The sequence below is a fragment of the Nocardia sp. NPDC055050 genome (assembly GCF_053608345.1).
Genome location: NZ_JBSGVG010000076.1, coordinates 1 through 10,918, shown reverse-complemented (window position 1 = coordinate 10,918; position 10,918 = coordinate 1). Strand labels below are relative to the sequence as shown.

Here is a 10,918-nt window from a genome sequence, read left to right as displayed (position 1 = left end):
GTCCTGCACACCGCGGTGTGCAGGACCCGAACTCGTTGTGGCAGTGAGGAATCAGTAGGCGTTGTCGCCGTCGGTGTGTTGCGCCGGCTCGGCCCGGAGGCCGTGTTTGCCGTTCGAGCGACCGCGCTGCTCGGCCAGCAGATCCCTGATCTGGATGAGGAGCTCGTTCTCGGTGAGTTCCTCGTCGGCCTGGGAGAACCGCTTCTTCATCCTGGTCGCGGGCACCACCAGGATGAAGTACAGGATCGCGGCGACCAGCAGGAAGTTGATCGCCGCGGTGATGATCGGCCCGATCTCGATGAAGGTGGCCGGCTTGTCCGCGACGAGCTGGAAGCCCAGCCCCATCTCGTTCGATCCGCCGAACAGCGCGAGCAAAGGATTGATGATTCCCTCGCTGAACGCGGTGACGATCGCGACGAACGCTGTGCCGATCACGACGGCGACCGCCAGGTCGACCACGTTGCCGCGGAGTAGGAAGTCTCTGAAACCTTTGAGCATTGCCGATGTCTCCTTCGTACAGGAGCCGGCCCGGGGCGCTGCGCTCCATATCGAATGCTGCGAAACGGTGTGCTTGGTTCCTGTGTGATGCTAACGAGAGTTCGGGCAAATTTCTCGCGAACTACACCGTGGGGCGACCGGCGAGGCGTCAGTGGAAGACGACAGTCAGTGCCGTCCGCAGCGACGCACCGGCCACGGCGGCGGCGTATGCGGTATCCAGCGTGAGCAGGACCACCCGTTCCGCGCCGCGCCGATCACCGGTCGCGGTGACGAGTACCACCGCGGCGTCGGTGGCCAGCGTCCGCGCGGGCTTGGTGGCACCTGGCGCGCCCGCATCCTCCACGCCGACGACATCGACCCGGTCGCCCGCCCGCAACACATCAGCCACCGCGGCATCGGCCAGCCGGATCGGCACGATCCGCGCATCGGCGCTGCCCGCGGCCGCGGCGGCCAACCGGGGGCCGACGACGCGCAGATCGGTGAAGGTCTCCCCGGCATGCATGGCGCCGGTCAGCGTCGCGCCGAGCAGGGGAGCGGTTTCGCTGACGGAACCTCTTGGCAGCGAACGCGATTCGTGATGGTCCACACGCAGATCGTCGGCGGTGAGTAACCGGCCGGGCGCGAGATCGCGGGCGGCGACCACCACCGCGACCCTGGCTTCACCGGGGTCGCCACGCACGAACAGCACGACGGCGGCTACGGCAAGAACGGCGGCGGCGATACGGCGGACGAGCAACGCGTCGGCCCAGGCCGGACGATTACCGAGGGCGAAACGCCAGGAGCTGCCACGTCCCAGATCGGCGAGACTGCGAGTCATGGGCGAAAGCGTAGAGCCGCGGGCCTGCGGCAAAGTCGCTGAAAGCCCCGCCTGTGGATAACCGCGGGGCTGTGGACAACTGCCGAAAAGTCAGCTGGCGGCGGCCGGAGTGGAGCTGGTCGACGCGCTCGACGACGAATCTCCGTTGCCGCCGGATCCGCTGCCGCTCGACCCGTTGCTGCTGGTGCTCTCGGACGAGGTCTTCGCCGGTTCGCTCGCGGTGGACGCGCCGCCACGGCTGTCGGTGCGGTAGAAACCGCTGCCCTTGAACACGATGCCGACCGAGTTGAACAGCTTGCGCAGCTTCCCGGAGCACTGCGGGCATACCGTCAGTGTGTCGTCGGAGAAGGACTGAACGATGTCGAAGCGGTTGTCACACTCGGTGCACGCGTACGAATAAGTTGGCACAGGATCCTCCGCAAGTCTCTCGTCGATCTAGCACTCTACCGCCGACACTGCCAACGTCGCGAATCGCCGTTTCATTCCGGCGAAACGGGGAGGTCGCGGCCCAGCCGTTCCAGCCCACCGCCGGGGGTGAGCACCCAACCCATTCGCCGATCGTGCGGTTCCTCGGGAAGCCGGTCGACCAGTTCATTATCCCGGACAACAGCGATGAGGCGGACGTCCGCCCGTGCGGCGCCCAGCGTGCGGTCGTAGTACCCGGCACCGCGTCCGAGCCGTACCCCGCGCCGATCGACGGCGAGGGCCGGAACCAGGATCGTCGCGGCGTCGGCCACCACCGAGGGGGGCAAGGTCTCGCCGGCCGGTTCGAGCAGGCCGTAGCGGGCCTTGCGCAGTGCATCCGCGCCCTCGTAGCGTGCCCAGCTCAGTGGACCCGGCTCGCCGGTCACCGGCAGCAACACCGTGGCGCCCCGCTCGCGCAGCGCGTCGAGCATGCGTAGATCGCCGGGTTCGCCGCGGACCGGAACGTAGGCGCACACGATGTCATCGTCGGTGGCCAGCCCCGCTGCCGAGGCGGCGAGCGCCGCCGCGTCGACGGCGTGTTCGGCGGAGCCCACCTGCGCGCGAGTGGCCAGGATCTCGCCGCGCCACGCATATTTGGTGCGCTCACCGGGCATATCCACAGCGACCACCATAGTCTGCACAGGCGCGCGTCGATCCGATGTCTTGCGCGCACGGCCGAGCCGACGGCGGACGCCTAAGCTCTTGCCGACGCCGGATCGTCGCGGAGAGGCGATCGGACGGCACTGAATGGATAGGGTATGCGCATGACAGACAAGACTTCCGGTTTCCGCACTGCGGTGGTACCCGCGGCCGGACTCGGGACGCGATTTCTGCCTGCCACCAAGACGGTGCCCAAGGAATTGCTGCCGGTAGTCGACACCCCCGGCATCGAGCTGGTCGCCGCGGAAGCCGCCGATTCCGGCGCCGACCGCCTGGTGATCGTGACCTCGCCGGGCAAGGACGGCGTGGTCGCCCACTTCGTCGAAGACCTGGTGCTGGAGAGCACCCTGGCCGAGCGCGGAAAGTTCGCGCTGCTCGAGAAGGTGCGCAAGGCGCCGGGCCTGCTCGACGTGACCTCGGTCGTGCAGGAGGAACCGCTCGGCCTCGGCCACGCGGTTGCCCAGGCCGAAGCCGTGCTCGATGACGACGAACTGGCCGTCGCCGTCCTGCTGCCCGACGATCTGGTGCTGCCGTGTGGCGTGCTCGAGACGATGAGCCGGGTGCGTCGTGAGCGTGGCGGTTCGGTGCTGTGTGCCATCGATGTACCGAAGTCCCAGGTCAGCGCCTACGGCGTCTTCGACGTCGAGGAATGCGCCGACAATGCCGAGACCGACGTGCTGCGCGTGAAGGGCATGGTCGAGAAGCCCGATCTCGCCGACGCGCCGTCGACCCTGGCCGCCGCCGGTCGCTATCTGCTCGACCGGGTGATCTTCGACGCACTGCGCCGGATCACGCCGGGCGCGGGTGGGGAACTGCAGCTCACCGACGCCATCGCGCTGTTGATCGCCGAGGGTCATCCGGTGCATGTGGTGGTCCACCGTGGGTCGCGCCACGACTTGGGCAACCCGGGCGGTTATCTTCGAGCTGCTGTGGATTTCGCCCTCGAGCGGGACGAATACGGCCCGCAGTTGCGCGAGTGGCTGAAGTTCCGGCTCAGCCCGGAGTGGGATCCACAGTCGCCCGTCGCCTAAACGCGGTAGATACGCCGCCGCCATAGATTCAGGAGCTCGATGCGCTCGGTTGAGGATCAGCTGATCAAGGTCACCGCGGCTGCGGTCGCACCCCGGCCGGTCCGGGTGGCGATATCCGAAGCCCAGGGTTTGCTCTGCGCGGAAGACATCGTCACCGAACGGCCGCTGCCCGGCTTCGATCAGGCCGCCATCGACGGATACGCGGTGCGCAGCGTCGATGTCACCGCCGCGGGCGTCGATGTGCGCGACGAGGAGGGCGAGCTGATCGACCTCACCCTGCCGGTGGTCGGTGAAGTGGTGGCCGGTTCGCGTCAGCCCATCCGGTTGCAGCCGCGCCAGACCGTGCGGGTCGATACCGGCGCACCGATGCCGACCCTGGCCGACGCGGTGCTGCCGGTCGACTTCACCGATGGTGGGCGGGCCAGGATCAAGGTTTTCGAGCCGGTTCGCTCGGGCGACTACGTGCGTCGCGTCGGCGACGACGTGCAGCCCGGTGACGTGGCCGTGCGCGCGGGCACGATCATCGGCGCGGCCCAGGTGGGGCTGCTCGCCGCGGTCGGCCAGGACAAGGTGCTCGTGCACCCGCGCCCCCGGCTGTCGGTGATCTCGATCGGCGGCGAGCTGATCGACATCGACCGCACCCCGGGCCCCGGGCAGGTCTACGACGTGAACTCCTATGCGCTGGCCGCGGCCGCGCGCGACGCGGGCGCCGATGTGAACCGGGTCGGCATCGTGAGCGCCGATCCGCGCCGGCTCCGCGATGTGGTCGAAGGCCAGCTGGTGCGCTCGGAGGTCGTGGTGATCGCGGGTGCGGTCGGCGGCTGGGCCTCGGATCAGGTACGCGAGGCCCTCGACGGGCTCGGCGAGCTGGAGGTCGACCGGGTGGCGATGCACCCGGGCTCGGTGCAGGGTTTCGGACGGCTCGGGCGCGACGAGGTGCCCACCTTCCTGTTGCCCGCCAATCCGGTGAGCGCGCTGGTGGTGTTCGAGGTGATGGTCCGTCCGCTGATCCGGATCGCGCTCGGCCGTCGTCAGCCGATGCGGCGGATCGTGAGCGCGCGCACCATCACTCCCATCACCTCGATGCCGGGCCGCAAGGGGTATCTGCGCGCGCAACTGCTGCGCGACGAGGCAACCGGTGACTATCTGGTGCAGCCGCTCGGCAACAGCAACGCGGGCTCCTCGCACCTGCTGGCGACCCTCGCCGAGGCCAACAGCCTGATCGTGGTGGAACCCGACGACACCGATTTCCGTACCGGTGACGAAGTGCAGGTCGCGTTCTTGGCGCAGCGCGGCTGACCAGTGGACTCCATGAACGTATTCCGGGCCGGACAGCATCCCGGCTGGCCCGCCCGGCTCGGTCCGGTGATGGTGGCAGGCGGCAGGGTGACGCTGCGGCCGGTGCGCTTTCGCGATGCCGCCGCGTGGAGCCGGATCCGGCTGCGCGACCGTGACCACCTGGAGCGCTGGGAGCCGACCGGGCGCGGCAGCTGGGAGGCGCGCAATCACGCGTCGAACTGGCCGTCGCTGTGGACGAGTTTGAAGGCCGAGGCCCGGCGCGGGGCGATGATCCCGCTGGTCATCGAGGTCGACGGGCAGTTCAGCGGTCAGCTGACCATCGGCAATATCGTGCGCGGGGCGCTGCGGTCGGGCTGGATCGGGTACTGGGTGGCCAAGGATCTCGGCGGCCAGGGTGTGGCGACGGCCGCGCTCGCGCTCGGGCTCGACCACTGCTTCGGGCCGGTCGGTCTGCATCGCGTCGAGGCGACCGTGCGACCGGAAAACCATGCCAGCCAGGCGGTTCTGCGCAATGTCGGTTTCCGGGAAGAGGGCCTGCTGCGCCGCTACCTCGATGTCGACGGTGCGTGGCGCGATCATCTTCTGGTCGGGCTGACCGTCGAAGAGGTTATGGGCACTGTGGTGGATCGCCTGGTCAGGGAGGGTCGGGCGGCGCTGCCGTGAAATTTCTGTTACTCATGTGGCAGGTGTGCACGGCGCGCCTGCCACACGGGCGCGTCTGCCCGAATTAACCTACGGACGTCAGTGGTGCGTCCACAGATGGACAACACGTAGGTGGGGACGGGAGGTGATGACCGCGATGCCGAATTCGATCCTGTGGATCGGACTGGTTGTGCTGTGGGTCTTCGTCCTGTTCCCGATCCTGGCGGACCGGCATCCCCGGATCCGCCGCACCACCGATGCCGCGCTCGCCACACGCGTGCTGCACCGTGGCGGGGCCGAACGACGGATCCGCATCGGCGCGGCAGGCGGTCACGAGAGTGACCCCGATTATCGACCCCGTGTGCTGCGTAAGCGCTCCCACCGAACTGATTCGGAGGATCGGATGACGACCGAAGAGCCCGTCACCGAAGACGACGACGAAAAACTGACCCCCGCAGCCGAACTTGAGGCAGCGGTTGCCGAGGTGGCCACCGACGATATCGGTGAGGCCACCGCGACAGCCGATCTCGACGACGACGAGACGGCAGACGTTGCGGCGCAACCGCTCTCGGCGGAAGCCGCCGAGGAACCACCCGTCGCCGCGCGCATCCCACCCGCGCCGCCTGCCCGGCTGGACGACCTCGTGGCCGAGGACGACGCCGAATTCGACGATGACGACGACTTCACCCCGTCGCGCCGTGGTCGCGGTGGCTACGACCCCGAGGCTGATGCCATCGCCCGCGCCGCCCGCTACAGCTTCCGTCAGCGCGCGGTCATGGGGCTGGTCATCGGCCTGATCCTGTTCGCTGCGTTCGGGCTGCTGCTCAACTCGATGTTCTGGTGGGCGTTCGGGCTGTCGGCTGCCGTACTCACGGGCTACCTCGCGTACCTGCGCAAGCAGGTCCACGTGGAGGAGGAGATCCGCCGCAGGCGCGCTGCCCGCCTGGTCCGTGGCAAGCGCCACGAGGCCGCTGAAGTCACCCCGGAGGCGGCCACCACCCGTCGCACGATGGACCGTGACACCGCACGCGCCCTGCGCCGCCGCTCCACCCTGCTCGACACCGACGACGAGGATCCGAGGTTCGAGTTCCTCGAGATCTTCGATCCGGCCACGTCTCGCGCGCTCCGCAACCGGGTCGAAGACCTCGGTCAAGCCGTCGGCGAGTAGCTGGTAGTAACCACGCAAAACAGCAGGTCAGAGTACCGATTCGGTATCGGGGCGCAACCCCTGATACAGTGTCACAGCGCGGTTCACCAGAGCCGCACGGGGCTATAGCGCAGTTGGTAGCGCGTCTCGTTCGCATCGAGAAGGTCAGGGGTTCGATTCCCCTTAGCTCCACAGTATGCGCAGTCAGGCCGGGTTTCCGAGATAGAATTCGGACCCGGCCTGACTTGTTTTCCTAGGCGACTCACAACTAATTCGTCTGGTGGTGCGTTCGGCCCCTTGTCGGGCTGATAGGTGCGTCGGAACGTGGCCTGTTCCACGCGAGGATGAATCGTAAAGCTGGTCCTGGCACTTGAGCGGGCTGCGTCGGCAGCGAGAGACCCGTCCTGAACGGAAGCAGCGTCTGCCGAGGCAGATTGTGCGCGAGCTGCTGCGGGCCAGTACTGCAACGGCACTTTCGGGTCAGCCCAGTGGGTGGCCCCGTCGGCGGTAGTGGCTGAGTCGGGCTTGATGCTGGCGTCGTCGTCGCCGGCGGGACCAGGCCAAGATGCGATCGGGGCCGTGCGCGCCGGCACCGACCGACGGCCGCTGCCACGAGCCGGCCGTGATCACCGCAGATGCCGCTCACTGCTGCCGAGAAACCGCCACGCGGCGGTCACCATCGAGTCCGGGCCCTGGTTGCGCGGGCATCGGCGCATCGAGAATTCTGCGCACTGGGTGCGTGAGGTGGTCTTCGACGAGGACCGCTACCCTGGGCGCGATACCGGCCGTACCAGTCCGTCAGATGATCGGTCCGGCCGTGCACATTCCCAATCTGGCAGCAATGCAACAGAATTCGCCGAGGGAGTGCCAGGCATGAATGCTGCGGCGAAATCAGTGCACCAGGGATGCAATGTGGAAGAACAATTCATGAAGAAATATCTTGGAGTGAAGGTGAAGGTGACCTATGGCGCGTGAAGATAGTAACCACGACATAGAGACCTTCGGTCGTGAGTTGATAGAGTCCGGATTTGCAACGAGCGACTCGATCATAGGATGCGACTCGGCGGAGATCGCGCAGGTCCACTCCGTCGCGCCCGAAGGCTTCGCTATCCCTGATGAGTATCAGGCGTTTCTTGAATACATGGGAAAGAAGGCTGGTACGCTCTTCAAAGGAACTGACCTGTTCTTCCCGCGGATGCTGGATGCCGTAGAGGCCGCCGAAGACGTCGCTGGTAAGGGGCTAACGTTGGATGGCCAGTTCTTCTTCGGTCATCACCAAGGTTATAAAGTCTATTTCTTTAAGCGCGGATCTCGTGCAGTCTATGCCTATCAGGAGGGTTCTTCCGAGGAGTAAAAGCTTGCCGATGGGTTCATTGAATTCCTTCGGCAGTCCTGGCGTATCCAGCAGAAGACTCGCGAATCTACGGAAGCGATGCGTAGGGAGAGAAATCAAATGTAGGGCGCCATGAGGGAAATCGCAAAGTACTATTAACGGGGTCCGCACCGCTCGGTCACTCAAGCCGCGGGATGCGCGCCGACAACAAACCGCGGCCGAACCTTGCCCAGGTAATGTTCGAGCACCCCGATCCCCAGTCTGTTTTCGGCACGATGAACACCGTCCGCCGTGGAAAAGAGTGCGCTGCGGACGCCTCGAACTCGTTGATGTGCACGCCACCGTTGTCCGCGTGCAGAGTCTGTATCGGTGCCCGATCGAATAGCTCCGGACACGTTGCCTGCCAGCCGTAGCGGGGCCGCAGATGAAGTCGCGGAACATCCGCAGCGAGCTCTGATGCTGCCGTGCCATCGACACGCCGAACCCTGCAGTGCCCGCCTGAGTCGGCTCCGCGGTCTCCGATGCCGTGTTCGCGCCGGCTCATCTGGGTGAGTCTGACGACGCTGTCTTTCGATCCGGAGACGGAAGGCGGCCTGTGCAGCGTCGGCTACTCGACAGAACATCGCGTCGACCCGCGGATCGTGGTCGGCCTACTCGTCGACCGACACGGGTTCCCTCTCGAAATCGGTTGCTGGGAAGCAGCAAGGCAGAGAAGCACACGATCGGACCGATCATCGCCCAGTTCCGGGCTCGGCACCGCATCGAGAGCATCGTCGTGGTCGCCGATGCCGACATGTTGTCGGCAGAGGACCTGACCGCGCTCGACAACGCTGATATGCGGTTCATCGTGGACTCGCGCTGTCGAGAGTTGTCGTATCAGGCACGTTCGTCGAGGTAGAAGGCATAGCCTGATGTCCAGAAGGGCCCGGTCGCCGACCGGGCCCTTTCTCTGTGTCGGCCCGATGTCGGCCGTCGTGCCCTTGCGGCACGCACCCTAGACTCGACAGCGATCGAATGCATGCCCCCAATTGTTTTGGCATGATTGGTCGATTGAATAAATACTGGCGAGTAATAGTCTTTTCAATTTCCTTCATTATGAAAGCTTCACTTTGCTGTGCAGCAGAATTCACTTATTCGCAAACTGCTTAAACCGTTAGCTCGGTCACATCGGTAACGCTGCCCAGGTAGTAGCCGATACACCGAAAATGGCTATTACTGTGCACGTCAGCGCATTTGCGGACCCTGCTGAATAGCAGTAACGTTTCGGTAAATCACATGATCCGCGCAGGACCGCGAGCGCCCGCGCTCACCAAGTTCGCTGCCGGGGAGGAATCGTTTCACCAGCGAACAGATGTGGCGCCACCACGGGAGGGGGCGTCGAACGCGTCTGTTGGAAAGCATCAGAGGCAGTTCATGACAGCGGTCATCGAGGCTCGCACCGAGCCCGAAGAAGTACCGAATACCCATCCGTCGTTCGCTTTTCGTGGCGTCGCGCTGATCGCTTCGATCGCCGCGATCGCGCTGACCGCGACGGCAGGCCGTTACGACTACTTCGGTGACGAACTCTATTTCCTGTCCGCCGGAAGGCGACTCGACTACACCTATGCCGATCAGGGCGTGGTGGTGCCCGTGTTCGCTTGGCTCGCCGACCAGCTCGCACCGGGATCTGTGACGGCACTGCGCTTCCCGGCCGTCGTGATGTGCGTGTGCGCGGTCGTGGTGGCGGCACTGATCGCCTACGAACTGCGCGGCAGCCACCGTGTCCAGATGCTCGCCGCGGCCGCGTACGCGTTGTCGGGACTGGCGGCCAACCAGGTCGTGTTGAGCACGTTCTCCTTCGACGCCACCCTCACGGCCGTGATCACCTGGCTGTTCATTCGCTGGGTTCGTACTCGCCAGGACTGGCTGATCGTCGTGGCCGGATTGGTTGCCGCCCTGGATATGCAGGTGAAGTGGATGATCCCCATCGTCTGGGCGTGCCTCGGCACCGCGGTCATCCTGTGCGGCCCCCGCGACGTCCTACGCCGTCCCGCGCTGTGGGTGGCGACCGGCATCCTCGCCGCGTCCCTGATTCCGATTCTTTACTGGCAGTCACAACACAATTGGCCACAGCTGGCCATGGGTGCGGTCATCGGCGCCGAGCAGGACGCCACCGGCTACGGCCCGGTGGGATTCCTTCCGCAGTTTCCCATTTTGGCGGGCATCATGGGCACATTGTTGCTCGCTGTCGGATTCTGGGCGGCCTTCAAACAGGAGTCGCTACGCCCGTATCGATTTATCGCGGTGGCACTTGTGATCATGACCGCATTTGTCATGATCACGCATGGGCGGCCGTATTACCCCGGGGGCCTTTTTCCCGCCATGTTCGCCTTCGGGGCCGTCGGTCTCTGGCAGTACGACCGGAAACGGTGGATGAATGTGGCGCTGGTTCCGATCGCCGCAATCTCGGTGCTGACAACCATTGTCACACTCACGGTGATACCCCTCGCGCCCAGTTGGCGTACGCAGGCCGAGGATGCGATCGACCTCGGACTCAAGACGGCATTCTTCGGAAACACCAATTGGTCGTCGATGGTCTCCGCCGTCAATGACGGCTACCGCACGCTGACGCCGGCGGAAAAGGCCGGTGCCGTCATCGTCGCGCAGGGCTATCCGCAGGCGGGCGCGGTCGAGCAGTTCGGCAGACAGTACGGCTTGCCTGCCACGTACAGCCCGAGCCGTGGCTTCGGCTTCTTCGGCCCGCCGCCGGACTCGGCGACGTCGGTGGTCTACGTCGGACTCGACACCGCCGAACACGACCTGCGCACCCGTTTCACCGAGGTGGAGCGCGTCGTCCACCTCGACGACCCCCTCGGTACCCCCGGCATCGACCGGATGACCGCCGTCTGGGTCTGCAAGGGCCCGAGGCAGCAGTGGTCGACCATGTGGGATTCCATGACCACGCTGTATTTCGATCTCGGCCTCTGGCGAGACGATCGAACCACCACCCGACCCACGCACTGAGCGAGGACGATACGAACGAACCC

Annotated in this window: 11 protein-coding genes, 1 tRNA gene and 1 pseudogene; 9 read left to right on the top strand and 4 right to left on the bottom strand. The window is 65.7% G+C overall.

Annotation, left to right across the window (positions count from 1 at the left end):
• Positions 1–51: 51 nt before the first annotated feature.
• The 4 genes from mscL to ACWGCN_RS35305 form a co-directional block, all read right to left on the bottom strand.
• On the bottom strand, positions 52–498 hold the full coding sequence (gene mscL / locus ACWGCN_RS35320; protein WP_379314966.1) for a large conductance mechanosensitive channel protein MscL: 447 nt from the start codon (positions 496–498) through the stop codon (positions 52–54).
• 148 nt (positions 499–646) lie between these two features.
• The gene (locus ACWGCN_RS35315; RefSeq protein WP_452458773.1) at positions 647–1,315 is read right to left on the bottom strand and encodes an SAF domain-containing protein; all 669 of its coding nucleotides are present in this window, start codon (positions 1,313–1,315) and stop codon (positions 647–649) included.
• Positions 1,316–1,405: 90 nt separating this feature from the next.
• Entirely contained in the window at positions 1,406–1,723 is a 318-nt protein-coding gene (locus ACWGCN_RS35310) for an FmdB family zinc ribbon protein (protein WP_378993253.1), read from the bottom strand.
• A gap of 71 nt (positions 1,724–1,794) precedes the next feature.
• Positions 1,795–2,394: a 5-formyltetrahydrofolate cyclo-ligase gene (locus tag ACWGCN_RS35305; protein ID WP_379314968.1), complete on the bottom strand. Its 600-nt coding sequence runs from the start codon at positions 2,392–2,394 to the stop codon at positions 1,795–1,797.
• A 150-nt stretch (positions 2,395–2,544) separates the two neighbouring features.
• Here ACWGCN_RS35305 and ACWGCN_RS35300 point away from each other — a divergent pair, with 150 nt between their 5' ends.
• The 9 genes and pseudogenes from ACWGCN_RS35300 to ACWGCN_RS35260 all read left to right on the top strand — a co-directional run bounded on the left by ACWGCN_RS35300 (position 2,545) and on the right by ACWGCN_RS35260 (position 10,895).
• Positions 2,545–3,471 (top strand): UTP--glucose-1-phosphate uridylyltransferase, encoded by a 927-nt coding sequence (locus ACWGCN_RS35300; RefSeq protein ID WP_378993251.1) that lies wholly within the window; start codon positions 2,545–2,547, stop codon positions 3,469–3,471.
• Between the two features lie 39 nt (positions 3,472–3,510).
• Positions 3,511–4,770, top strand: a complete 1,260-nt coding sequence (glp, locus tag ACWGCN_RS35295) for a molybdotransferase-like divisome protein Glp (protein ID WP_378993248.1) — start codon at positions 3,511–3,513, stop codon at positions 4,768–4,770.
• Positions 4,771–4,782: 12 nt separating this feature from the next.
• Complete coding sequence (locus ACWGCN_RS35290; RefSeq protein WP_358109313.1) at positions 4,783–5,433, top strand: GNAT family N-acetyltransferase; 651 nt, start codon at positions 4,783–4,785, stop codon at positions 5,431–5,433.
• Between the two features lie 136 nt (positions 5,434–5,569).
• Positions 5,570–6,580 carry a divisome protein SepX/GlpR gene (sepX, locus tag ACWGCN_RS35285; RefSeq protein ID WP_452458772.1) on the top strand — a complete coding sequence of 337 codons (1,011 nt, stop codon included), beginning with the start codon at positions 5,570–5,572 and terminating at the stop codon, positions 6,578–6,580.
• A gap of 98 nt (positions 6,581–6,678) precedes the next feature.
• Positions 6,679–6,751: transfer RNA gene (locus ACWGCN_RS35280), tRNA-Ala, on the top strand.
• 552 nt (positions 6,752–7,303) lie between these two features.
• A complete protein-coding gene (locus ACWGCN_RS35275; RefSeq protein ID WP_452529182.1) occupies positions 7,304–7,534 on the top strand; it encodes a hypothetical protein in 231 nt (76 codons plus the stop codon).
• Positions 7,524–7,913 carry a hypothetical protein gene (locus ACWGCN_RS35270; RefSeq protein WP_452458770.1) on the top strand — a complete coding sequence of 130 codons (390 nt, stop codon included), beginning with the start codon at positions 7,524–7,526 and terminating at the stop codon, positions 7,911–7,913. The genes ACWGCN_RS35275 and ACWGCN_RS35270 overlap by 11 nt, the downstream gene beginning before the upstream one ends.
• A 533-nt stretch (positions 7,914–8,446) precedes the next feature.
• Positions 8,447–8,751, top strand: a pseudogene (locus tag ACWGCN_RS35265) (IS1634 family transposase); the annotation flags it as partial.
• A 554-nt stretch (positions 8,752–9,305) separates the two neighbouring features.
• Positions 9,306–10,895 carry a glycosyltransferase family 39 protein gene (locus tag ACWGCN_RS35260; protein WP_452458769.1) on the top strand — a complete coding sequence of 530 codons (1,590 nt, stop codon included), beginning with the start codon at positions 9,306–9,308 and terminating at the stop codon, positions 10,893–10,895.
• Positions 10,896–10,918 lie beyond the last annotated feature (23 nt).

Bases quoted from the DNA above. Each gene is read 5' to 3' on its own strand.
- ACWGCN_RS35305 (WP_379314968.1), bottom strand. From the start codon at position 2,394: ATGCCCGGTGAGCGCACCAAATATGCGTGGCGCGGCGAGATCCTGGCC.
- mscL (WP_379314966.1), bottom strand. From the start codon at position 498: ATGCTCAAAGGTTTCAGAGACTTCCTACTCCGCGGCAACGTGGTCGAC.
- ACWGCN_RS35300 (WP_378993251.1), top strand. From the start codon at position 2,545: ATGACAGACAAGACTTCCGGTTTCCGCACTGCGGTGGTACCCGCGGCC.
- ACWGCN_RS35270 (WP_452458770.1), top strand. From the start codon at position 7,524: ATGGCGCGTGAAGATAGTAACCACGACATAGAGACCTTCGGTCGTGAG.
- ACWGCN_RS35260 (WP_452458769.1), top strand. From the start codon at position 9,306: ATGACAGCGGTCATCGAGGCTCGCACCGAGCCCGAAGAAGTACCGAAT.
- ACWGCN_RS35315 (WP_452458773.1), bottom strand. From the start codon at position 1,315: ATGACTCGCAGTCTCGCCGATCTGGGACGTGGCAGCTCCTGGCGTTTC.
- ACWGCN_RS35290 (WP_358109313.1), top strand. From the start codon at position 4,783: ATGAACGTATTCCGGGCCGGACAGCATCCCGGCTGGCCCGCCCGGCTC.
- sepX (WP_452458772.1), top strand. From the start codon at position 5,570: ATGCCGAATTCGATCCTGTGGATCGGACTGGTTGTGCTGTGGGTCTTC.
- glp (WP_378993248.1), top strand. From the start codon at position 3,511: ATGCGCTCGGTTGAGGATCAGCTGATCAAGGTCACCGCGGCTGCGGTC.